At 65.4% G+C, this 23929-nt stretch carries 17 protein-coding genes; 7 read left to right on the forward strand and 10 right to left on the reverse strand.

The features are described 5' to 3' along the window. Positions 1-5: 5 nt before the first annotated feature. Positions 6-2708 (reverse strand): bifunctional acetate--CoA ligase family protein/GNAT family N-acetyltransferase, encoded by a 2703-nt coding sequence (locus AC4CS3_RS19275; RefSeq protein ID WP_490784768.1) that lies wholly within the window; start codon positions 2706-2708, stop codon positions 6-8. 54 nt (positions 2709-2762) lie between these two features. On the opposite strand from AC4CS3_RS19275, the gene AC4CS3_RS19280 reads away from it, so the two are divergent. Next, entirely contained in the window at positions 2763-5300 is a 2538-nt protein-coding gene (locus AC4CS3_RS19280) for a DNA gyrase/topoisomerase IV subunit A (RefSeq protein ID WP_490784769.1), read from the forward strand. A 37-nt stretch (positions 5301-5337) separates the two neighbouring features. Here AC4CS3_RS19280 and AC4CS3_RS19285 read toward each other — a convergent pair whose 3' ends face one another. After that, complete coding sequence (locus tag AC4CS3_RS19285) at positions 5338-5718, reverse strand: VOC family protein (protein ID WP_490784785.1); 381 nt, start codon at positions 5716-5718, stop codon at positions 5338-5340. A 124-nt stretch (positions 5719-5842) separates the two neighbouring features. Here AC4CS3_RS19285 and AC4CS3_RS19290 point away from each other — a divergent pair, with 124 nt between their 5' ends. After that, positions 5843-6361: a DinB family protein gene (locus AC4CS3_RS19290; RefSeq protein WP_490784770.1), complete on the forward strand. Its 519-nt coding sequence runs from the start codon at positions 5843-5845 to the stop codon at positions 6359-6361. 8 nt (positions 6362-6369) lie between these two features. Beyond that, positions 6370-7452 carry an NAD(P)H-dependent flavin oxidoreductase gene (locus AC4CS3_RS19295; RefSeq protein ID WP_490784771.1) on the forward strand — a complete coding sequence of 361 codons (1083 nt, stop codon included), beginning with the start codon at positions 6370-6372 and terminating at the stop codon, positions 7450-7452. Here AC4CS3_RS19295 and cydD read toward each other — a convergent pair. From cydD to AC4CS3_RS19310, 3 genes are read right to left on the reverse strand one after another with little or no spacing between them, the layout of a single operon-like run. Continuing rightward, positions 7449-10868 carry a thiol reductant ABC exporter subunit CydD gene (cydD, locus tag AC4CS3_RS19300; protein WP_490784772.1) on the reverse strand — a complete coding sequence of 1140 codons (3420 nt, stop codon included), beginning with the start codon at positions 10866-10868 and terminating at the stop codon, positions 7449-7451. The two genes, AC4CS3_RS19295 and cydD, sit on opposite strands and share 4 nt — an antisense overlap. 3 nt (positions 10869-10871) lie before the next feature. Then, positions 10872-11969 (reverse strand): cytochrome d ubiquinol oxidase subunit II, encoded by a 1098-nt coding sequence (gene cydB / locus AC4CS3_RS19305; RefSeq protein ID WP_490784773.1) that lies wholly within the window; start codon positions 11967-11969, stop codon positions 10872-10874. A gap of 20 nt (positions 11970-11989) precedes the next feature. After that, complete coding sequence (locus AC4CS3_RS19310) at positions 11990-13603, reverse strand: cytochrome ubiquinol oxidase subunit I (RefSeq protein WP_490784774.1); 1614 nt, start codon at positions 13601-13603, stop codon at positions 11990-11992. Positions 13604-13878: 275 nt separating this feature from the next. Between AC4CS3_RS19310 and AC4CS3_RS19315 the strand changes: the two genes are divergently transcribed. Together AC4CS3_RS19315 and AC4CS3_RS19320 are read left to right on the forward strand one after the other, a co-directional pair. Then, positions 13879-14265, forward strand: coding sequence for a BlaI/MecI/CopY family transcriptional regulator (locus AC4CS3_RS19315; protein ID WP_078105520.1), 387 nt, complete (start codon positions 13879-13881; stop codon positions 14263-14265). A gap of 6 nt (positions 14266-14271) precedes the next feature. After that, positions 14272-15264: a M56 family metallopeptidase gene (locus AC4CS3_RS19320; protein WP_490784775.1), complete on the forward strand. Its 993-nt coding sequence runs from the start codon at positions 14272-14274 to the stop codon at positions 15262-15264. Between the two features lie 48 nt (positions 15265-15312). Here the strand turns inward: AC4CS3_RS19320 and AC4CS3_RS19325 are convergent, their stop codons facing one another. After that, the gene (locus AC4CS3_RS19325) at positions 15313-17421 is read right to left on the reverse strand and encodes a DNA gyrase/topoisomerase IV subunit B (protein ID WP_490784776.1); all 2109 of its coding nucleotides are present in this window, start codon (positions 17419-17421) and stop codon (positions 15313-15315) included. Between the two features lie 222 nt (positions 17422-17643). Between AC4CS3_RS19325 and AC4CS3_RS19330 the strand changes: the two genes are divergently transcribed. Next, the gene (locus tag AC4CS3_RS19330; RefSeq protein WP_078105523.1) at positions 17644-17865 is read left to right on the forward strand and encodes a DUF7455 domain-containing protein; all 222 of its coding nucleotides are present in this window, start codon (positions 17644-17646) and stop codon (positions 17863-17865) included. Positions 17866-17949: 84 nt separating this feature from the next. Here the strand turns inward: AC4CS3_RS19330 and AC4CS3_RS19335 are convergent, their stop codons facing one another. Next, positions 17950-18576: an FMN-binding negative transcriptional regulator gene (locus tag AC4CS3_RS19335; protein WP_490784777.1), complete on the reverse strand. Its 627-nt coding sequence runs from the start codon at positions 18574-18576 to the stop codon at positions 17950-17952. A 46-nt stretch (positions 18577-18622) separates the two neighbouring features. Continuing rightward, positions 18623-19564: a DMT family transporter gene (locus AC4CS3_RS19340; RefSeq protein ID WP_490784778.1), complete on the reverse strand. Its 942-nt coding sequence runs from the start codon at positions 19562-19564 to the stop codon at positions 18623-18625. Here AC4CS3_RS19340 and AC4CS3_RS19345 point away from each other — a divergent pair. Further along, positions 19563-20975, forward strand: coding sequence for an aminotransferase-like domain-containing protein (locus AC4CS3_RS19345; protein WP_490784779.1), 1413 nt, complete (start codon positions 19563-19565; stop codon positions 20973-20975). The genes AC4CS3_RS19340 and AC4CS3_RS19345 overlap by 2 nt on opposite strands. A 79-nt stretch (positions 20976-21054) precedes the next feature. Here the strand turns inward: AC4CS3_RS19345 and AC4CS3_RS19350 are convergent, their stop codons facing one another. Then, positions 21055-22350, reverse strand: coding sequence for an RNA polymerase sigma factor (locus tag AC4CS3_RS19350; protein WP_490784780.1), 1296 nt, complete (start codon positions 22348-22350; stop codon positions 21055-21057). Between the two features lie 315 nt (positions 22351-22665). Then, positions 22666-23901 carry a DUF4192 domain-containing protein gene (locus AC4CS3_RS19355; protein ID WP_490784781.1) on the reverse strand — a complete coding sequence of 412 codons (1236 nt, stop codon included), beginning with the start codon at positions 23899-23901 and terminating at the stop codon, positions 22666-22668. Positions 23902-23929 lie beyond the last annotated feature (28 nt).

Consider the following 23929-nt stretch of genomic DNA (forward strand, 5'->3'; position numbering starts at 1 on the left):
CCAGCTCAGCCGAGCATCGCACGGCGGGCACTGTCCGTACGCTGTGCGGCATTGCCAATCCAGACCTCGCCGGCAAGAATTTTGACGCCCCGGGCCCCGGCCAGGACGGGATTGAACTCCACCAGGGCAATCCCTGGGTGTTCGTCCTTGAGTCGGACCAGCCGTGCTCCCAGGTCTTCGAGGGCCGGCACGTCCACCGCAGGCAGCCCTTGGTAGCCAAACAGTTTCAGGGAAGCCCGGGGCGCCCTGATGAAGTCGTGGAGATCGGTGGAGGACAAGGGAGGCACGCGGTGCGCCCAATCGTCCAGGAGGTTCACGGCGTCTCCCGCCAAACCGAAAGAGACCACGGGCCCCAGGAGCGGATCCTCGATGGCCCGGAACGTGCAGGCCTGCCCCACGGAAACCATGGCCTGCACCTCTATCGCAGCTGAACCGTAGGGTTCGAGGGCGCGACGCATCTGCGCGATATTGCGCCGCAGCGAGTCCGGATCCTCAATGTCCAGCCGCACGCCGCCCAGGTCCAGGCGGTGCCGGAGGGCGGGATCCGTGGTCTTGAGCACCACCGGCCAGCCGAGCCTTTCGGCAGCGGCTACCGCTTCGTCGTCGCTCTCGAACACAGCTGAGGGCACAACCGGGATGCCGTAGCGGGACAGCAGCGCGGCCGCTTCGCCGTCGTCGAGCCGTACCAATTGCTCCCCCGGGACGGAAGACAGGAGCCGCTCGATGTGTTCGCGGGTGCCCTCGCGGTCGCAACCAGGAGGCTGTGTGAACATGCCTTGGTCCCGGTCCAGCCACTTCGCGTAACGGACCACTGCCGCCAAGGCCGCCACCGCGCTGCCCGCGCTGGAGTAGCAAGGAAGGGAGGGTCCGGACTCACTGGACTCCCCTTTTGGCGCGAGCAATCCATCCAGCTGCACGGAAGTGTCGAGGATCCCGGTGAAAGCAGCCACGACGGGCTTGCCGGCCTCTGCCGCGCATTCGGCGAGCACTCCTGCGATCGCTTCCATAGTGAGGCTGCGGGACGGCACCATGGCCGCCACCACGGCATGCACGGAATCGTCGGCGAGGTTCTTCCGGAGGCTGCGCCGCAGCCCTTCCCGCGATGCGGACATCCCCGCGTCCAGGTCCACGTCGGTGACGATCCTGTCGACGACGAGTCCCTGGGGCGCCGCGTTGTCCGCCACGACCTTCCCGAAGGCCGCGGAATTGCTGTAGACGGCGAGCGCCGGGCCCTTGGGCAAGGGCTGGCTGGAAACGATTTGCGCCACATCCATGAGCTGTTCGATGGTTTCGACGGCGATGACGCCGGCTTGGCGCATCATCGCGTCCAGGGCCGCCACAGGGGCCAGCGTGGTCCTGACGACATGCCCCGGCGGAAGGCGCAGCCCGGTGACATCCGATTTGGCAACGATGACCGGTTTGCTGCGCGACAAGCGGCGGGCGAGTCGGGAGAACTTGCGGGGATTGCCGATCGACTCCAGGTAGAGCCCGACGGCCACGGTATCGGGATCGTCTTCCCAGAACTGCATGACGTCGTTTCCGGAGATATCGGCACGGTTGCCGGCGGACAGGAACGAGGAAAGGCCCAGGCCCCTGCGGCTCGCCGCAGCGTAGACGGACACCCCGATGGCCGCGGACTGCGAAAACAGCCCCAATCCCCCGCGTCGCGGAAGGCTCGGGGCCATCGACGCGTTGAGCGAAACCTCCGGGTTCGTGTTCACGATCCCCAACGACTCGGGGCCTATCACGCGCATCCCATAGGACCTGGCCTGGCGCACCAGCTCCCGCTGCCTCCGCAGCCCCTGCTCGCCGTCGTCCGCGTACCCGGCTGTGGCGACCACGAGGCCTTTGACCCCGGCCGCCCCGCACTCGTCCACGACTTTCGGCACTTCCTCGTAAGGCACGGCGATAATGGCGAGCTGCGCCGGCCCGGGGATGTCGGCGATCCGGGCGAAGGACTTCATGCCGGCCACCTCGAATGCCTCGGGGTTGACCGCATAGACCGCGCCGGTGAAGCCACCGTCCAGGATGTGCTCAAGAAACTGGTGCCCTACGGTCCCCCACCGGCGGCTGGCGCCCACCACCGCGATCGACGACGGCGCCAGCAAGTCCCGTACGCTGCGGGCCTCCGCGCGGTGTTCCCGCGATTCCATGACGGCCAGGGACTTTTCGGTGGGGTCGATGTTGAATTCAACGCTGACGACGCCGTCGTCGAATTTGCGCGCGAGCTCGTAGCCGGCATCTGCGAAGACCCGGAGCATTTTGCGGTTCTCCGGCAGGACCTCGGCCGTGAAGCGGCGGATGCCGTTCTCCCGGGCAGCCGCGGCCAAGTGTTCGAGCAGGATGGAACCGATCCCCCGGCCCTGCTGGACATCGGAAATATTGAAGGCCACTTCGGCCTCCGTCGGGTCATCGAGCCGGTCGTAGCGGCCGACGCCCACGATCTCTCCGCCGATGGTGATGACGAACGCCACCCGGTCCTTGTGGTCCACTTCGGTGAAGCGGTGCAGTTCCTTGCTGGAGAGTCTCGGCTTGAACGAGAAGAACCGCATGTAAATGGAGGTCTCGGACTGCGCGGCGTGGAAAGCCTGGAGGGCGTCCGCATCCCCGGGTGCAATAGGTCTCAAGTGGGCTGTTCCGCCGTCGCGAAGCACGACATCGGCCTCCCAATATTCCGGATATACGCCGGCGCCGGGCTGATCCACCATAGGCTTAGCCTAGCTAAGTCTTCCGCAGTACACGTTTAAGGATCCACCGACTCCATGGCACGCAGCCAAAGTCCCTCCCGCGCAAACGCGGCCTCGGCCGCCGTCGACGGGGACTTCACCGAGAACATCATCGATATCGACGTCACTTCCGAGATGGAAGGCTCCTTCCTGGAGTACGCGTATTCGGTGATCTATTCCCGCGCTCTCCCCGATGCGCGCGACGGCCTCAAACCCGTCCAGCGACGCATCCTGTACATGATGAGCGACATGGGCCTGCGTCCGGACCGCGGGCATGTGAAGAGCGCCCGCGTGGTGGGCGAAGTCATGGGAAAGCTGCACCCGCACGGTGATACCGCCATCTATGACGCCATGGTGCGCATGGCACAAGACTTCTCGCTGCGCCTGCCCCTGATTGACGGGCACGGCAACTTCGGTTCGCTCGACGACGGCCCGGCAGCACCGCGTTACACGGAAGCCCGGCTCGCCGCGGCTGCGATGACGATGACCGAGAACCTCGACGAGGACGTGGTGGACTTCGTCCCCAATTACGACAACCAGCTGACCCAGCCGGACGTCCTGCCCTCGGCCTTCCCTAATTTGCTCGTCAACGGCACCACGGGCATTGCAGTCGGCATGGCCACCAACATGGCTCCCCACAACCTCGTGGAAGTCATCGCGGCTGCCCGGCACCTCATCGCCAATCCGGACGCCACGCTGGAAGACGTCATGCGCTTCGTGCCCGGCCCTGACCTGCCCACAGGCGGCAGGATCGTTGGTCTGGACGGCATCCGTGATGCCTATGCCACGGGACGCGGTTCGTTCAAGACCCGCGCCAAGGTGGAGATCGAGCAGCTAACCGCGCGCCGCACCGGCCTGGTGGTGACCGAACTCCCCTACATGGTGGGTCCGGAGAAGGTCATCGAGAAGATCAAGGATGCCGTCAACGCCAAAAAGCTGACAGGCATCAGCGATGTCATGGACCTCACTGACCGCAAGCACGGACTACGGCTCGTGATCGAGATCAAGAACGGCTTCAACCCCAACGCCGTGCTGCAGCAGCTCTACCGCTTCACCCCGATGGAAGACTCCTTCGGCATCAACAATGTGACCCTGGTGGATGGGCAGCCGCAGACTTTGGGCTTGCTCCAGCTCCTGCAGGTCTACGTCGGCCACCGCATATCGGTCGTACGCCGTCGCACGGCCTTCCGCCTGGGAAAGAAGAAGGACCGCCTCCACCTGGTGGAGGGCCTGTTGATAGCGATTGTGGACATCGACGAGGTCATCCAGATCATCCGCTCCTCGGACGAGGCATCAGCAGCCCGCGAACGGCTGATGTCCATCTACGACCTGTCCGAGATCCAGGCCAACTACATCCTTGAACTCCGCCTGCGCCAGCTGACCAAGTACTCGCGCATCGAACTCGAGAAGGAGCAGGACGAACTGCGCCGGGAGATCGCCGAACTCGAGTCGATCCTGGCGTCCGACGCGCTCCTGCGCGGGCTGGTGTCCGGAGAATTGGCCGAAGTGGCCGAGAAGTACGGCACCCCGCGTCGCACCGTACTCCTCGAGTCCGAGGCCGTCTCCCCCACCGTCGCCGCGTCGCTCGCAGCAGCAGTCCCGGCAGGCAAGGGCAAGGCCGCCGCACTCCCGCTTGAGATCCCCGATGACCCCTGCTGGGCACTCCTCAGCGCCTCCGGCCAGATCGCGCGGACCTCCAACCAGGAGCCCCTCGCCGAATCCGGCCCGCGGAGCAAGCATGATGTCTACCGCTCCGTGGTCAAGACCACCGCGCGCGGGGAGATCGCCGCGGTCACCTCACAGGGCCGCATGCTGCGGGTACAGGTCATGGACATGCCGGCGCTGCCGCCCATGTCCGGCCTGCCAAATCTTGCCGGGGGCGTCGCCGCAAAAGACTTCATCACCCTGCTCAAGGGTGAATCGCTGGTTGCGTTCGTGCCGCTGGATGCCGTGTTGGCCATCGGAACGGTCCAGGGCGTGGTCAAGCGCGTCCAACCTGACTACCCGTTGAACCGCGAGGACTGGGAAATCATTGCCCTCAAGGACAAGGACACCGTGGTGGGCGTGGAACCCGCCCCTGACGACGACGTCGACCTCGTCTTCGTGACCCGGCTTGCGCAGCTCCTGCGTTTCAGCGCCTCTGCCGTTCGGCCGCAGGGCCGTACCGCGGGCGGCATGGCGGGCATCAAGCTTGGGGACGGAGACGAAGTCATCCACTTCGGCACGGTGCTCACCAACGACCCTGCCGCCGTCGTCGTGACGATCGCGGGCAGCAACGGCGCGCTGCCGGGAACTGCTCCGGGCACGGCGAAGATCACCCCGTTCGAGGAGTACCCGGCCAAGGGCCGGGCGACGGGAGGTGTCCGGGCCCACCGTTTCCTCAAGGGTGAAGACACGCTGCTGCTCGGGTGGGCAGGTCACGGTCCGGCGAAGGCATCATCCAGCGCCGGCGTTGCCCGTGCACTGCCACAAGAGCACGGCCGCCGTGACGGCTCCGGCGTTCCCCTCTCCCAGCCCGTGGATGCCATTGGTGCGAGCATGGCGTGGGAAGAAGGAAGCGCCGAGGAAAATTGACCGGAAGCCGCCGTTGACTGATTCTCAGATGCCCTGGCTACATCGTGGCGATACTGAGGATGTTTCCTTCCGAGTCGAGGAACCAGGCTCCCCTTTCGCCGTCCGGCAAGGTGGCTACGCCGTTTTCGGTCTTCAGGCCCGGGAAGTCGTACTCTTCGAAAACGACTCCGCGGGCCCTGAGATCGGCCATGTCCTGGTCCAGGTCGGTGCTTTGGAACCCCAGCTGCGTGTTCTTGGCGGTTCCGGCGTTGGGTGTCTCGTAGAGCAGGAAGGCGGTGCCGTTGGCGCACTTGTACATCAGGTTGTCTGCGGCCTCAGGGTTGTCCGGTTCGAGACCGAGTTTGTCGCGGTAGAAGTCGCGGGCGCGGGCGAGATCGCTGGCAGGGAGCACGCCGGCGACGTTTAGATCCTTTAGCATGGCAATTTCACTTTCCAGGCTTCCCCAGCTCATAACCTTACTCCTGATCGGGCCGATCAGACCGGGGATGGGCCTCTCGCCGGTAGTGTGACCGGATCAGGAATCCGGGCCCTAGACTACTGCCATGCCGATCATTCCCGATGACAAGGACTGGACCTGGGTCCTGTCCACGCCCTGTCCCGAATGCGGCTTCGACGCCGCCACTGTGACCCCGTCCACCGTCCCGGGGACAGTCCTGAACATGCTGCCGCGTTGGCGGTCCGTTCTGCGCCGGGAAGACGCCTCCACCCGTCCTGACGAGCACACGTGGTCGCCGTTGGAGTATGCCTGCCACGTGCGGGATGTCTTCAGCCTTTTCGACCAGCGCCTGAACCTGATGCTGCGGGAGGACGACGCCCACTTCGCCAATTGGGACCAGGACAAGGCCGCGATCGACGGCGACTACGCCAATGCGGATCCTGCGGAAGTGGCTGCGCAGCTGGCCGCCGAGGGCACACAAATTGCCAACTCCTTCGCCGCTGTCCACGAAGATGAGTGGCCCCGCACGGGGGTCCGCAGCAACGGATCCACGTTCACTGTGCTGACGTTTGCCCAGTACTTCCTGCACGACGTCGTCCATCACCTGCACGACGTGGACGGCTAGGCGCTCCGATGTCGTGGAAAGACACACGGGCTAGCCGCCTCTTCAATATTGACCTCCCCATCGTCCTCGGTCCGTTCGGTGGCTTGTCATCGGTGGAACTGTCGGCCACAGTCAGCGAGGCCGGTGGGCTCGGTTCGTACGGCCTCTATGGATACGATGCGGAGCGGATTGCCACCACGGCCCGCGAACTCAGGGAAGCCACAAGGAAGGCTTTCGCACTGAATCTTTGGCTCCCCATCGAGGGCGAAGAGCCGCCAACCCCGGATGCCCGGCAGTTCGCCGCCTACGTGGACATCCTCCGGCCGTATTTCGAGCTAGTGGGCGTGGAACCACCTACGCAACCGGACACCTACCTGCCCGATCTGCAGGAACAGATCCAGGCGGCCCTCGATGCCCAACCAGCCGTACTTAGCTTCGTGTTCGGTGTTCCGTCCGGGGCTGTCATCGAGCAGGCCCACCGGAACGGAATCGTGGTGGTGGGGACTGCGACCACGGTTGACGAAGCCGTGGCCTTGGATACCGGCGGCGTTGACGCCATCGTTGCCACGGGGATGGAGGCCGGCGGACACCGGGTTTCCTTCCTGCGCGCCCCGGAGGACTCGCTCGTCGGGACCATGGCCCTGGTGCCCCAGGTGGTGGATGCCGTCACGGTTCCGGTCATCGCCGCAGGCGGTATCTCTGATGGCCGTGGAGTCGCTGCCGCCTTGGCGCTTGGCGCGGACGGGGTCCAGATCGGTTCGGCCTTCCTGGCCACGCGGCAATCAGCCATCAGTCCGGCGCACCTGGCCGCCATGCGCGGACCCGACGCCGCCCACACCGTCCTGACGCGGGCCCTCAGCGGCCGCTTGGCACGCGGAATTCCCAACCGGATCATCGCGGAACTCGCGGATCCTTCTGCGCATGCCCCGTTCCCGATCCATAACTGGCTGACCGGCAAGTTCCGGCCCGCCGCGGCTGCACAGGGAATCCCGGGCCTGATGTCCCTGTGGGCCGGCCAATCGACGCCGCTCATCCGGGAGGACGACGCAAGGAAGCTCGTGGACAATATCGTCGAGTCGGTGGACTCGATCTTCGGACGGCTTCTGGGCTAGTTTCCAGGCACGAGCACCGGGAGCGCCGGAATCGCCGACGGCGAGCCCAGATCCAGCCGGGAGTCTCCCTCGGCGATGTCGGCCCGGTTGTGGGTCACCAGGACCACGGTGACGTCCTTCAGCCCGAACCGCAGCTCCGCCATCATGAGGCGTCCGGCCTCGGCGTCGAGATGGGCGGTCGGCTCGTCGAGGAGCAGGACTTCTGCGCTGGTGAGGAGCGTGCGGGCCATGGCGAGCCGTTGGCGTTCACCGCCGCTCAGGAACGAACCCGAGGGGCCTATGCGGCTGTCAAGGCCCCCGGGAAGCCCGGACACCACTCGGGAAAGCCCGACGGCGTCCAGGGCCTTATCCATGTCCGCTTCGGAGGGCTTGCGGTTTGCCGGGCGGGCGAGCAGCAGATTGCCGCGGATAGTGGAGTCGAAGAGGTGGGCTTCCTGGGGGCACCAAGCAGCCTTCCCGCTGACGTAGGCCCTTCCGGATGACGCGGGCAGGAAGCCAAGCAGGACGGAGAGCAGCGTGGATTTCCCCGAGCCGGAGGGTCCCGTGACCGCGAGCCAATGCCCGGGGGCAGCTTCGGCGCCGAGCCGGCTGAACACGGGCGGGCCGCCTGGCCATGACGCTTCGAGGTCATCCAGCTGCAGTCCCGCAGAGCCGTCGGGTCGCTCCGGCAACGTCTGCACACCGCCGTCGGCTTCCGGCGTATCGAAGGCTCCGGACTGCGCGATCCGCCGCAGCACTGCGGCCAACGCCGGACCCTGCCGCACGGCAGACACCGCCGCCCCGTAGGGCTCCGCGAGGGCCAGCTGAACAAGGACGACGACGGCCAGCACGGCCGGCGCGACAGTTCCGGATTGCACCGACGGTGCCGCGAGAATGCCCGCAGCCAAGGCTCCGAGGGTGCAGGCCAGCACCGTCAATCCCTGGCCTATGCCGTCAGCCCAGGCCGAACGCTGTGCGGCGGCGGTGGCCGCGTTGTCCCTCCGGGTCAAGGACGAAAGGATTGTGCCGGCCACGCCGTTGGCGCTAAGCTCCGCGCGGGCGTCGAGGGCTGCGGCAACGTCGCGCAGCACGAGTGAGCGCAGTTGCTGCTCCGAACGGGCCGCGTTGCGGTCCGCCGCCAAGGCAAGAAGAGGAGCCAGCACAAGGCCAACCACGGCGCTGCCGAGAACCGCCGGCACGGTGGCGGGAACCAGGAGGGCCGAGGCGACCACCGCCGACACTGCGACGGCAAGGGCGGAGAGGGGTGGAAGGACGACGCGCGGCAGCACGTCGCGCAGCGTATCGACGTCGTCCACCACCGCTCCGAGCACATTGCCGCCCTGCAGGAGGCGGCGCAAGGACAGTGCCCGGGCGCTAAGCGCCGCCCAGAGCGCGCCCCGGAGCCTTGTCATCGCGGCGAACACGGTGTCGTGGACAACGAGCCGCTCGGAGTAACGCAGCACCGCCCGGCCAATGCCGAAGAACCGGACGCCCACGATGGCTCCGAGCAAGTACAGGATGGGCGGTTGTTCGCTGGCACGGATGATCAGCCAGCCGGACAGCCCGGACAACGCCACGGCAAACAAGGCGGCGAGCGCCGCGAGCAGGACGGCACCGGCGAACTTGTAACGGACGGGCGCCAGGATGCGCGCGAGGGCCTTGAGCGTGGAGATTGCCGTGGGGGCTCCGTCCGGTTTGGCTCCGGGGTTCACGTCCCGCTGGACCGGAGCGGGCGCTGATGCACTGGATTCCAGGCCCACGGGACCGGCTTGCTCCTGCGCTGTCCCGCTGGTGAACTCCCCGACGTCGACCTTCACGACGTTGTCCGCCAGTTTCCGGGTCGCGGCGTCGTGGGCCACCAGGATGACAGTCGCCGCACCACGCAGCCCCGCGATGGCCGAACGGATCGCGTCCGCGGACGCGACGTCAAGGTGGGCGGTGGGTTCGTCAAGCAGCAGGACCGTGGCTCCCGCGTTGAGCCGCGCCAAGCCGCGCGCCACAGCCACACGCCGCAGTTCTCCAGGGCTCAACTCGGCAGGATGTTTGGACGCGAGGTGCTCCGCGGCAGACTGCTCCAGGCAACGCATGGCCCTCGCAATGTCCCCGTCCGGCGTGGTCCCGGGGTCCATCGACGCAAGGTCCATGGACGCAACGTCCTGGTTCCCACCGGTCAGGTAAAGGACGACCTCGTCCAGCACCGTACCGGCGACCATGACGGGATGCTGCGGCACCCAGGCCACCGCGCCGGCACCCAGTCCGCTAATCGAACCTTCAACGGTTGCCAGCGGCCCGTCGCCGATCGTACCGGCCAGGACACCCAGGATGGTGCTCTTGCCCGAACCGCTGCGGCCGTCAAGGGCGGTGATCTGTCCGGCTGGTGCCTTGAAGTCGATTGGCCCGACGGCGGCAACCACCCTTCCGGTGTACCTCACCGTCAGTCCGGTGACCGCGACGCCGCCGGAAACTTCGGTGCCGGAAGATCCATTCAGCGGACGGCCCTCCGGCGACTCCAGCACGGCGTTGGCTGCGGCCAAAGCCTCACGCCCGTCGTCGCTGGCGTGGTGGGCTGTGCCCAGCTCGCGCAGGGGAAGATAGCAATCGGGCGCGAGGATGAGGGCCAGCAGGCCTGCCTCCAGGCCCATGTCGCCCGCCACGAGTCGCACTCCGATGAAGACGGCGACGACGGCGACGGAGATGGTGGCTATCAGCTCCAGGGCGAGGGCAGACATGAAAGCAGTCCGCAGTGTTCCCATGGTGCGCGAGCGGTATTCCTCGGAGAGGTCCTCGAGGGCTGCGCGCTGTTCGCCCGCGCGGCCCAGTCCCACCAGCACGGGAAGTCCCTTGGCCAACTCCAGGATGTGTCCCGAGAGCCTCCGCAGCGTGGATTGGGCTTCGTGGACCCTGTCCTCCGTGTGGCGGCCGATCAGCACCATGAACAGCGGGACCAGCGGCAGGGTCAGCACCACAACCACGGCGCTGACCCAATCCGCGAAGAGGATCCGCGCGCCGAGGAGCAGAGGCAACGCTGCACAATTGACCACGGCGGGCAGGAACTGGGTGTAGTAGTTGTCCAGTGCGTCAAGTCCGCGGGTCGCGAGCACGGCGAGCCCGCCGTCGTTCACGTCGCCGACCCGTCCCGCGGCCCCGGCGCCGAGGGCGCGCCCCAGCAGCCTGGACCTCAGCTCTTCCTTGACCCCAAGGGCCGCCCGGCGCGCCGCGACTCCTTGTCCCCAGACCGTCAGCGACCGCAGGACCGCGCCGGCGGCACCCCAGACGAGTCCTTCGCGCCACCCCATGCCGCCCGCTGCAAGTCCCGATAACATTCCCGCGATGGCCTGTGCAATCAGGACCAGGGACAAAGCCTTGAGCGAGGACAACAGGCCAAGGAGGTACAAAGCGGATCGGGTGGCAGGTCCGGCGGGCAGCTGGGGCTTCATCCGTTACTCGCCGGCGTCGCGGGGTGCGCGTTTTGCAGCTGGTCCGCCCGGTGCCGACTGGCCGACCAGGACCTTTGCGGCGATGGCCGGCAGGAACCCGTGTGCGGCGGGAATATGTGCTGCGCTCACGCGGCGGCGGAACACCCAGTAGGTCCACGCCTGGTAGGCGATGACCAGGGGCAAGCCGACGGCAGCCACGATGCTCATGAGCCCCAGGGTGTAGGCGGACGACGATGCGTTGGAAATGGTGAGGTTGAAGGCGGGGTTCAAGGTGGAGGGAATGACCACGGGGAACGCCGCACCGAAGATGGAAGCGGTGGCGCACACGAGGAACGCACCCAGGGCTCCGAAGGCCTTGCCCTCAGCTCCCTTGCGGGCGAGGACCCAGGCTCCCGCGGCAGCCAGGACTCCGAGGATCACGAGGATCCACGTCAACGGCTTGCCGCTGAGCAGCTGCAGGGACACCATCCATGCCAGCAGCGGCAGCAAGGCGAGCGGGGCGAGCCGCACAAACCAGCGGCGCGCGCGGTGGCGCACTTCGCCGTCGGTCTTCAGGGCCAGGAACGCGAGGGCGTGCACCAGGGCGAACGCGACCACGGCGAATCCGCCCAGCACGGCGTATCCGCTGAACCAGGCAAAAGGGCCGCCCTGGCGGTCGCCATTCGAGTCAATCGGCAGCCCGGTGGTGGTCAACGCCAGCGCGGCGCCGATGCCGAACGCGGCCGTGAACGAGCCCAAGGCTATGGCCCAGTCCCAGACGGTCCTCCAGCCGGCGCTGTCCACTTTGCCCCGGTACTCGAAGGCCACAGCCCGGAAGATCAGGGCCACAAGGACAATGAGCAGCGGCAGGTAGAGCGCCGAAAACAGCGAGGCGTACCACAGCGGGAAGGCGGCGAAGGTGGCACCGGCCGCGGTCAGCAGCCACACTTCGTTCCCGTCCCACACCGGGCCGACGGTGTTCAGCAGTACCCGGCGGTCGGTGTTGTTCCGGGCGAAGAGCTTCATGAGCATTCCGACGCCGAGGTCGAAGCCCTCCAGGAAGAGGTAACCCGTCCACAGCACGGCGATGGCCACGAACCAGACGGTAGGCAACAGTTCCATTCGAAAGATCCCTTTGCTTCCTAGTAGGCAAATGCCAGGACGTCGTCGCTGTCACCGGGCTGGCCCGGGGCACCCGGCGTCCCGCCGTCGTCGTCCTTCTTTTGTTTCTTCTCGCCGTGGCGGGCTTCGGCGAGCTCAGGCATCGCGGACACCACGCCACCCCGGGCGTATTTGACCAGGAGCCGGACTTCGACCACCAGCAGGACCGCGTAGATGGAGGCCAACACGACGAGCGAGGTGATGAGCTCGGCGGCGGAGACGCCTGGTGAGACGGCCGCGGCCGTGAACATGAACACTTGGTCGACGCCGCTGGCGTCCGGATTGGGCGCGACGACGAACGGCTGCCGGCCCATTTCGGTGAAGATCCAGCCGGCGGCGTTGGCGCCGAAGGGGGCGAGGATGCCGAAGACGGCGAGGCGCATGATCCAGCGGGCTTGCGGGACGGTGCCCTTGCGCGTGACCCACAAGGCCAGCAATGCGGCAAAGGCAGCGATCCCGCCGAAGCCGATCATCATGCGGAAGCCCCAGTAGGTGACTTCCATGACCGGTACGTACTGGATTTCCTGGCCCGCCCGGTCGCCGTACAGGGGATTGTTCGGCAGGTGGGTGCCGTACTTGGCCTTGTATTCGTCTAGGAGGCTGTTGACGCCCTTCACTTCCGTGTTGAAATCGCCCTTGGCCAGGAAGGAGAGGATGCCGGGGACCTCGATCACGGCCACGATGTCGTTGCAGCTCTTGGACCCGAGGTTGCCGACGCTCAGCACGGAGAATCCGGTGCCGTCGTGGCAGGCGGCCTCGGCCGCGGCCATCTTCATGGGCTGTTGTTCGAACATCAGCTTGCCTTGCAAATCGCCTGTGAAGGCTGTGCCTGCGAAGGAGATCATGGCGACGACGGCGCCGATCCGCAGGGAGTTGATCCAGACTTTGTAATCGGCTTTGTCCCGTCCGGGGATGTCGGCTTCGCCCGCGATGGCCCGGCCGTCGGCTCCGATGGTGTCAATGCCATCGTGGCGGCGGCGCCAGAGGTGGTACCAGGCGATGCCCAGAAGGAAGGCACCGGCGACGGCCAGCGCCCCGAAGAGCGTGTGGGGTACCGCCACCATGGCCGTGTTGTTGGTGAAGACTGCCCAGGCGTCGGTCATGACGGGACGCCCGTTGACCATCGTGACGCCGACGGGGTGCTGCATCCAGGAGTTGGCCACGATGATGAAGTAGGCCGAGAAGACCGAGCCGATCACAGCGATCCAGAGGCAAGCGAGGTGGACGCCGCGCTTGAGTTGTTTCCAGCCGAAGATCCAGAGTCCCAGGAAGGTCGATTCCACGAAGAACGCGAGAAGCGCTTCCAGGGCCAGGGGCGCACCGAACACGTCGCCGACGAATCGGCTGTATTCGCTCCAGGCCATGCCGAATTGGAATTCCTGCACGATGCCCGTGGCTACACCCATGATGAAGTTGATGAGGAAGAGCTTGCCCCAGAACTTGGTCATCCGCAGGTATTCAACCTTGCCCGTGCGGTACCAAAGGGTCTGGATGACGGCCACCACAAGCCCCAGCCCGATCGTCAGGGGCACCATCATGAAGTGGTAGACCGTGGTGATTCCAAATTGCCAGCGTGCGATTTCCAAGGCGTCCATGGCTGTCCTTATTGTCCCGACGCGCGCTTGCGGCGTCCTTTTTCTACGTTACGTAGAACTGACTTCTTCTACACAGTGTAGAACAAACCCCTGCGATCTGCTCACCACTCTTCCAGCGGCGTCACAGTGCCGCAAGGACACGCCGCGCCGCATGTTCTACCTCACGTAGAATCGCCGCCTGAAAAGCGGTAGATTGATGGTGGAATGTTGGATCATCGCACTTCCCCCGGTCCACGCAAACCGGCAAGGGAAGTGCGGAAAGTAGGGATGCGTTGATGGCAAGTCTTGGCGAACTGGAACGGGCGGTCATGGATCTCCTTTGGGCGGGCCAGGAGGCTGCGACAGCCAACAAACTTCGTGATCTGCTGGCGCAGGATTCCGCCGCCACGGATGGCATTGCAGGACACCAGGGCAAGGACCTCGCAGTCACCACAGTGCTGACGGTCTTGTCCCGCCTCGAGAAGAAGGGCCTCGTGGAGCGCGAACGCGGCACCCGCCCGCACCGCTACCAGGCTGTTTCGAGCCGCGCGGACCACACGGCGGACCTCATGCATGAGGCATTGGGTTCCGCCCCGGACCGCGAAGCCGTGCTGGCGCGGTTCATCGGTTCCGTGAGCGAGAGTGAAGCCGCCACGCTGCGCAAGCTGCTCGGCAAAAACTAACCACCCATGTTCTGGACCTCATATTTTCTGGCGGTCCTTGCTTTGGTGCTGGCCTGGCCGGTTCCTGTCCTCCTTTCGCGCGCCGAGTGGCCTTCACGCGCGCCCTTCATGGCCATGGTCCTCTGGCAAGCCATCGCACTCGCCGGTGGCCTCTCCATGATCGGGGCCATGCTCGTCTACGGGCTTGAGCCCATCGGCGACAACCTCATTGCAGGTGTGCGCTCCTTGGCCGGCATGGTGCTTCACAACGAGCCCACCACAGCACTGGGCTTCTGGCACTTGTTCGCTTTGTCCGCCGCGGCGCTGCTGAGCGCCCATCTCGTGTTCACCCTGCTGCTCACCTACGTCAAGATCGAACGGCAGCGGCGCAGGCACCGCGAACTCCTCGCACTTCTCGCCTCACCGTCCGACGGCGGCCCCGGGACCGTGGTCATCAACCATGACTCCCCCGTTGCGTACTGTTTGCCGGGCGGCGCAAGGTCGGTGACCGTCCTCTCCGACGGTCTGATGGCCGCCCTGGAACCTGCCGAGCTGAGGGCCGTCCTCATCCACGAAAATGCCCACCTTTCGCAACGCCACGACCTTCTTTTGTGGGCCTTCGCGGCGTGGCGCCAGGCGCTGCCCTGGTTCCCCACCACGCGGCTCGCCCAGGTTGCGGTCAACTCCCTGATCGAAATGCTCGCCGACGATGTGGCACTGCGCACCGAGAGCAAAGGAACGCTCATCAAAGCGATCGCGATCGTGGCGAGCGGCTCCGCCGGTCCCGTGGAGCAATTCGCGCCTCCAGGAAAAGGCGGACAGGACGCTTCACCCGAAGGCAGCTCGCTGAGCGGCACCGGCGGCGCCGATTCACCGCGTACGACGGCGTCGCGCGTCAGCCGGCTGCTCTCACCTAAGCCGCCGCTTCCGGCAGCCCAGCGCACTTTGGTGCTTGCGGCGTCGGCCATGTTGCTCGCGGTGCCGACAGGCCTGCTGATCGTGCCGGGTTTGCTGGGCTGAGCTGGGTTGGGCTCAGCCTCGACAGGCCCCGGACCCGGGAACAACAGATCAGGCGTCGATGCGTTCCCGGTCCAGGTCCGCAGCGCCGGCGATAATGAAGTCCTTGCGCGGGGCGACGTCCGATCCCATCAGCAGGTCAAACGTGTCTTCCGCCATCTTCGCGTTCTCGATGCCCACCTTGCGGAGGGTTCGGTGGCGCGGATCCATGGTGGTCTCGGCGAGCTGCTCTGCGTCCATTTCACCGAGGCCCTTGTAGCGCTGGATCGGTTCCTTGTAGCGCTTGCCTTCCTTGGCGAGCCTGGCCAGCAGGACGTGCAGTTCGGCCTCGGAGTAGGTGTAGATCATCTCGTTGGCTTTCTGGCCCGCGTTGATGACTTCCACCCGGTGCAGCGGCGGTACTGCCGCGTATACCCGGCCCTCGTCGATCATCGGACGCATGTAGCGGAAGAACAACGTGAGCAGCAGCGTACGGATGTGCGCGCCGTCGACGTCCGCGTCGGTCATCAGGATCACCTTGCCGTACCGGGCGGCGTCGATGTCGAAGCTCCGGCCCGAACCGGCACCCACTACCTGGATGAGGGCGGCGCACTCCGCGTTGGAGAGCATGTCCCCTACCGATGCCTTCTGCACGTTGAGGATCTTGCCACGGATCGGCAACAGCGCTTGGAAGTCCGAGGACCGCGCCAGCTTGGCGGTGCCAAGGGCGGAGTCACCTTCCACGATGAACAGCTCGGAACGTCCGACGTCGTCCGTCCGGCAATCTGCCAGCTTGGTGGGCATCGACGACGTTTCCAGCGCATTCTTCCTGCGCTGCGTTTCCTTGTGGACGCGGGCCGAGATGCGGGACTTCATTTCGCTGACGATCTTCTCGAGCAGCAGGGCGGACTGGGCCTTGTCGTTGCGGTTCGCCGAGTTCAGGCGCGCTGTGATCTCGTCCTCGACAACCTTGGCAACAATCGCCTTGACGGCCGAAGTGCCCAGGATTTCCTTGGTCTGGCCCTCGAATTGCGGCTCTGCCAAGCGGACCGTCAGCACTGCCGTGAGGCCGGCCAGGATGTCGTCCTTCTCAATCTTGTCGTTGCCCGCTTTGAGCCTGCGCGCGTTCGTTTCGACGGCCTTGCGGAAGGTCTTCAGGAGCGCCTGCTCGAAGCCTGCCTGGTGCGTGCCGCCCTTGGGCGTGGCGATGATGTTGACGAAGCTCCGCATGGTGGTTTCGTAGCCGATTCCCCAGCGCAGCGCGATGTCCACTTCACAGTCCCGCTCCACTTCCGCGATTTTGCTGTGCCCGTTTTCGTCAAGGACCGGAACGGTTTCCTTGAACTTGCCCGCACCATGGAGCCGCCAAATATCAGTGACGCCCGAATCCGCGGCGAGGAAGTCGACGAATTCGGAAATGCCGCCGTCGTGATGGAAAACCTCTTGGTGCGGCCCGTTTTCGCCGGGGGTACCGGGAAGCCGGCGCTCATCGCGCACCGTGAGCTTGAGGCCCGGAACCAGGAATGACGTTTGGCGGGCGCGCGACGCAAGATCCTCGAGGGAGAACTTCGCGTCCGGAGTGAAGATCTGCCGGTCTGCCCAGTAGCGGATGCGGGTACCGGTCACACCCCGCTTGGCCTTGCCGACGACGTCGAGCACCGAGTTCTCGACAAACGGTTCGAAGACCGACGTCGGGCTGGGCTTCGAACCGATGTCCTTGAATCGGCCGGGCTCGCCCCGGCGGAAGGACATTTGGTACGTCTTGCCACCGCGGTCCACCTGCACGTCAAGGCGGGCAGAGAGCGCGTTCACTACGGACGCGCCAACGCCGTGCAAACCGCCGGACGCCGTGTAGGAGCCGCCACCGAACTTTCCGCCAGCGTGCAGTTTGGTGAAGACGACTTCGACGCCGGTGAGCCCCGTCTTGGGTTCCAGGTCCACCGGGATGCCGCGGCCGTCGTCGTGGATTTCCACCGAATTGTCCGCGTGCAGGATGATCTGGATGTCATGCCCGAAGCCCGCCAGGGCTTCGTCCACGGAGTTGTCGATGATCTCCCACAGGCAGTGCATGAGGCCGCGCGAGTCGGTGGAGCCGATGTACATGCCCGGACGTTTGCGGACCGCCTCCAGGCCTTCCAAAACTGAAAGGTGCCGGGCGTTGTATTCAGAACTCGGTGCCACGGGCGGGGCGCTCCTTCGGGGGTGTAACAGAGGCAAAAAACACTCCTCCTAGGCTAGCTGGCCCGGAGCCCGGACGAGAGCTGCCACTCCCAATCGTGCTGGACGCCACTTCCCGGTGTTACGCACATGTGATACGCGGACAGCGAACGTGACCCATCCTTGCCATGGTTTTGCTTCGAATGCTGGTTATATGGATACACAGAACTACTAAGGAGGCCGAACATGACAACAGCAGTTGCAGACCGCACACTCAATGCACTCGACCGGTGCGACCGTTGCGGGGCCCAGGCATATGTCCGCGTTGTACTCGAGTCCTCCGGCGGTGAGCTGCTCTTCTGCGGCCACCACGCACGTGCAGTAGAGGCCACGCTGCGGCCGATGACTTCGGACTGGCATGACGAGACCGGTCGCCTTCAGGAGAAGGAACCCGTCCTCGCCGACTAGCCTAAATGGCCGGCCCCAGCGGCGGCCCGGCTGACATAATTTCACAGAGACAACGGCCCCCTCCGAATGGAGGGGGCCGTTGCGTTAACTTCCCCGCCTGGCCCGGGCGACGTCGGCAGCAATCTCCTTGTGCCCTTGGGCATCAAGCCCGGCCACCACCCCGTCGATGTCCTTGTCGGGCCGGTTCTGGCTCAGTTTGGCCTTCGCCTCGATACGGGTGATGACCAGTTCGATGCCAACGATCGCACGCAACTGGCCGGAGACGTAGCGCTCCGGCGCGTCGTCCACGGACCACGGCCGCTCGGAATCGGCTTCGTTGAGGTTGGTCAGCTGCCTGACATGGTTCCCCAGCCACGCGGCATCCTCATGGACGGCAAGCTTGCCGTAAACGTGCGCGGTGGAGTAGTTCCACGTCGGGACGACACGCCCATGCTCTGCTTTCGATGCGTACAAGGAGGGCGAGATGTAGGCGTCCGCGCCCTGGATGATCACGAGTGATTCTCCGATCGCCGGCTCGGACCATTGGGAGTTGGTTCGGGCGAGGTGCCCGTGGAGCGCGCCGTATTCGCCGATCGAGGGATCGTAGATGAGCGGCAGGAAGGTCGCCAGCAGGCCCTGCGACGTCATGGTGACCAGATTGGCCGCACTTGGCCGTGTCAGGAGGTCGTGGAGTACGTCAGGACCGGCCTCGAAATGCGCTGGGATGTACATGGTTCTATTCTTCCTTTCATGGGAGGGCGATCTGTTCTGTTGGTCTTCAGCGATTCTGTTCCGGGCGCTGCGGATTGAGCCGGACCCGGACCGCGACGCCGGCGCAAAGGATGACGGCCAGCCCACCGACAATCGTGGTCCAGCCGAGGGATTCGCCCAGCAACAGCCCTGCCCAGCAAATGCTCAGTACGGGCTGGATGAGTTGTACCTGGCTGACTTTGGCCATGGGTCCAATGGCGAGACCCCGGTACCAGGCGAAGAAGCCGAAGAACATGCTGACGACTCCGAGGTAGGCAAAAGCAGCCCATTGGACCGGTGAGGCCGACGGCGGCTGCTGGGCCATGGAAAGCGCTGACAGTCCGGCCATCAACGGCAAGGCCAGGACGAGCGCCCACGATACGGTCTGCCATGCGCCGAGTTCGCGGGCGAGCAGGCCGCCTTCCGCGTAGCCGATTGCCGCAGCAATGACAGCTCCGAGGAGCAGCACATCCGCCCAGTCAAGTTGCCCGAACCCACCGGACTGCGCGAATGCGAATGCGATGGCCGCACCAGCGCCTACGGCGGTGACCAGCCAGAAGGCGACAGGCGGATGCTCGCGTCCGCGGAGCACCGCGGCAGTTGCCGTTGCCGCCGGCAACAAGGCGATGACGACGGCGCCGTGGCTGGCCGGCGCCGTCGTGAGCGCGAACGAGGTGAGTAAGGGGAACCCGACAACAATCCCGGCGGCGACCACGGCCAGGCGCGCCCATTGCCTGCCTCGAGGCAGCCGCTGCCTGGTGAGGGTGAGGGCGAATGCCGCGAGTATCGCCGCGACGACGGCACGGCCGGAGCCGATGAACAGGGGCGACAGGCCACCAACCGCCACCCGGGTGAAGGGAACAGTGAACGAGAACGCCGCTACTCCGAGGAGGCCCCACCATAGGCCGGTTGTCGAGCGGGACAGTATCACTGGCCGAATAATTGTAGTAGCGCTACTATTGTCTCTCATGAACAACGATAGCAGTTCCAGGATTGCGATGCGACTGCGGGAATGGATCGCCGGGGCCGCGCCGGGATCCCGGCTTCCGTCCACCCGGTCACTGGTTGCCCAGTACCAGGCCAGCCCTGTGACGGTTCAGAAAGCCTTGCAGACGCTCACTTCGCAGGGCCTGATCGAGAGCCGGCCCGGCGTCGGCACCTTCGTGCGGGCCGCCCGGACAGAACGCCCCTCGGATTACGGCTGGCAAACCGCGGCACTGCGTGCACCGCAGGCGCCTCCCCGTTCAGCCTCCACTACGATGCGCGACACCTCGAACGCCACTATCGCCTTCCATTCCGGATACCCGGACCGGGAACTCCTTCCGGAGCGGCTTGTGCGGGCCGCTCTCGCCCGCGTGGCCCGCGGCGACGCCGCTTTGTCCCGGCCTCCGGCGGCCGGCCTTCCCGAGTTGCAGTCCTGGTTCGCGCACGAACTCGGCTCCGCGACGCCGGCTGGACTCACCCCGCCAACGCCGAGCGACGTCATCGTGCTCCCGGGAAGCCAGGGCGGCCTCAGCTCCATCTTCACCGCATTGGTGGGCCACGGGCAGCCGCTGCTCATGGAATCTCCGAGCTACTGGGGAGCCATCCTGGCCGCGACACAAGCCGGAGTGCGCATCGTCCCGGTGCCCAGCGGAGCCGATGGACCTGATCCCGGAGAATTGGCCAGGGCCTTCGAGGAGACGGGCGCGCGGCTGTTCTATGCGCAACCAAACTATGCCAACCCCACTGGAGCGCAATGGTCCACCCGTCGGGGCGAAGAAGTCCTGGACGTCGTGCGGGAGTATGGCGCGTTCCTCGTCGAGGACGACTGGGCGCACGACTTCGGCATCACGTCAACGCCGCTACCCCTCGCAGCACGTGACGACTCCGGCCACGTGGTCTATCTGCGATCCCTCACGAAGAGCGTTTCACCCGCCATCCGCGTCGCCGCCGTCATCGCGCGCGGCCCCGCCCGCGAACGTATCCTCGCGGACCGCGCGGCCGAGTCAATGTATGTCAGCGGATTGCTGCAGGCTGCGGCCCTCGATGTCGTCACCCAGCCGGCCTGGCAGACGCATCTGCGCAGCCTCCGCCATCAGCTCCAGTCACGCCGCGACCTGCTGGTCTCAAGCCTGCGCGAGCACGCCCCCCAGGCCCATCTCAGCCTCATCCCCAAGGGAGGACTGAACCTTTGGGCGCGCCTGCCCGACGGGACGGACCTCGAAAAGTTGACACGCGACTGCGAGAGTGACGGGGTGATGATCGCGGTCGGCACGGAATGGTTCCCGGCCGAACCGGCGGGACAGTTCATCCGGCTCAACTACGCAGGACCCAACCCCTCCGCTTTCCCGGAAGGCACCCGCATCATTGGCCGGGCACTCGAACGGAACAGCCCCTAGATGCAAGAAGTGGACCCCCGGGAATCCGGGGGTCCACTTCTTGACGGGCCGTGCCGGTTAAGGCAGGGTGTCCGTTGCTTTAGTCAAGGTAGTCGCGCAGAACCTGCGACCGCGAGGGGTGGCGCAGCTTGGACATCGTCTTCGATTCGATCTGACGGATGCGTTCGCGGGTGACTCCATAGACCTTGCCGATTTCGTCTAAAGTCTTCGGCTGGCCATCGGTAAGGCCGAAACGCATCGCGACGACGCCTGCTTCACGCTCGGACAGGGTGTCGAGCACCGAGTGCAACTGCTCCTGGAGGAGTGTGAAGCTCACAGCGTCCGCCGGCACAACCGCTTCGGAGTCCTCGATGAGGTCACCGAATTCGGAATCGCCGTCTTCGCCAAGCGGCGTGTGCAGCGAGATGGGCTCGCGGCCGTACTTCTGGACTTCAACAACCTTCTCGGGAGTCATGTCCAGTTCGAGCGCCAGTTCCTCAGGCGTAGGTTCGCGTCCAAGGTCCTGAAGCATCTGGCGCTGGACACGTGCCAGCTTGTTGATGACTTCCACCATGTGCACCGGGATGCGGATGGTCCGGGCTTGGTCAGCCATGGCGCGGGTAATGGCCTGGCGGATCCACCAGGTGGCGTAGGTGGAGAACTTGAAGCCCTTGGTGTAGTCGAACTTCTCGACTGCACGGATCAGGCCCAGGTTGCCTTCCTGGATGAGGTCCAGGAACAGCATGCCGCGGCCGGTGTAGCGCTTGGCCAAAGAGACCACAAGTCGCAGGTTGGCCTCGAGGAGGTGGTTCTTGGCCCTCTTGCCGTCGTGGATGATGAACTCGAGCTCACGCTTGAGCTTCGGGTCCATGGAGCCGTCGTCGGCGTTGATCTTCTCTTCGGCGAACAGGCCGGCTTCAATGCGGAGTGCAAGGTCGACTTCCTGCTCAGCATTCAGCAAGGCAACCTTGCCGATCTGCTTCAGATAGTCCTTGACGGGGTCGGCCGTGGCGCCGGCTGACATGACCTGCTGGACAGGCGCATCGTCGTCGTCGGCATCCGAGTAGACAAAGCCGGAACCGGTCGTGGCAGGCTTCTTGCCCTCTTCGCCTTCCTCGACTTCCTCCGTGAGCTCTGCTTCGTCGGGAACGACGGCGTCAAAATCCTCGGCTTCTTCGGAGTCCTCGTCGGCGCCGGTGGACTTGTTGGCTGCTTCGGCAGCGGCCTTGGCGCCGGGCTTGGGCCCGCGCTTCTTGGGTGCCGGCTTCTCTGCACCTGCAGTCGAAGCATTGGCAGCACGCGTTGCCGCACGCTTCGCAGCTGTAGCCGCCTTCTTTTCTTCGGCGGACAGTTCGGCCAGGGCGGCGGGTTCCTTCTCGGCGGAAGACGGGGTCACAGAAAACCTTTCTAGCGGCGGTCTGTGGAATCACCATGGGGGCAACACCACTATGACCCTGTCAAGTCCGTGATCAACATCAAGTGCCATCGCCGACTGCAGAGTCTTTAGGTAAAACTCCCGACGGCGCCTTAATGTTCCCTAGAGTTCAGGGGACGTTTACGGCACTTGAAACACGGACCCAACCGGGTCTCGGCAACCATTGTCTCACGGTTTTGAGTTCCGGGGGTCGATATCCGCTACCGTGCAGACAATTACGTGCCGCACGGAATTCCCTCAATGACACACCCTCGGAGCCACCTCAGGGCCTGGGGGTCATGCGTCCGCCCCACCGAACTTCCGCCACGCGGACGACTTGCTTTTGGCCCAGCCGCAGAGCGTTCCGCGCGTCACCAGCTCGGCGAGTAGTTCGGCGAGCCGATAGCCCTGTTGTTCAGCGTCAGCCTGCGAAAGGAGTTCGTGGGCGAACGAACCGCTCCCCCGGCACCACTGAATCCACCCGCGGATCGTGAGCGTTGCGGCGCGCGCCTCCCCACCGCCGTGCCGGGAGAGCACCGCCAGAACTTGGTCCAGGCTCGTCAACCGCTTCCAGTCGGGATTCTCCGGGTAGAGGCCCAGGAGCACGTCTCCGTAGCGCATGACGCTGAGATCCGCGGCCTCAGTGGGCTTGCCGACCACTGGTGCCGTGCCCGCTGTTGGTGCCGCGGGACAGAGCCCGGGCGGAATGACCAAGGAATCCGCGTCATCGTCCTCAAGTTCAAATAAGCCGAAGGCTTCCGCACCTCCGCAGGCTACAGCTTTCCCGGCAGCAGCCAGGACCACTACGGCGTCGCGCCAGGCAGGCACCCTCAGGCTCGCCCGGAGGAACGCCGCAGCCTCGCCGTCGAATTCCTCCGGACGGCAGGAATCGAGGACCCCTGTCCACGCGTCCAGCATTTCTTCGAACGACTTCCTGCGCCGCCACCGCAGGAGCAACTCCCCTAGCATGGCGTCTTCCGCACGCATGAACTCCGGATCGAGGACAGGCTGGTCCGCGGGCTCCAACAACCCAGGCGATTCCCTGACGCTGCTCCCCCTGAACACCATTTCCGCGTTGAGCCGGCTATCCAGGATCTGGTCCACGGGACGCCCGGGAAGGGGACAGCACTCCAGGTCGGTGCAGAATGCGCTTCGCCAGTGATCGGAACCTATGAACCAGGCATCCCGCAATGCCAATCCACCGTGGGCCAGGACGGGTTCCAGGGCTTCCAGCAGCGGCAGGCCGTGTGCCAGGGCGTCGCCATCATCCCAACCGTTGTCGCTGAAGAATGCCAAAAGCACGCCATCGGCGTCATGGTCAGTTTCCAGGTACTCACCGATCCTCCGTGAGTACGCGGCAAGCACGCGTTCGGACCTCCCGGGCGGAAGGTCCACACGGAGTGTGGCGCCAAGTGTCTGCCCACGCAGCGTGATGGCAACGAGGCTCTCCTTCGGCCGGAGTCCCAAGGCGTGCGGAATGAAGCCGAGGATGTCCTCGGGACGGGAGATGGTCACCCGGTTGTCTGGTGTCATGAATCCAGCATTGGCATCAATCGCGGGC

The sequence above is a fragment of the Arthrobacter sp. SE2 genome, assembly GCF_058244265.1.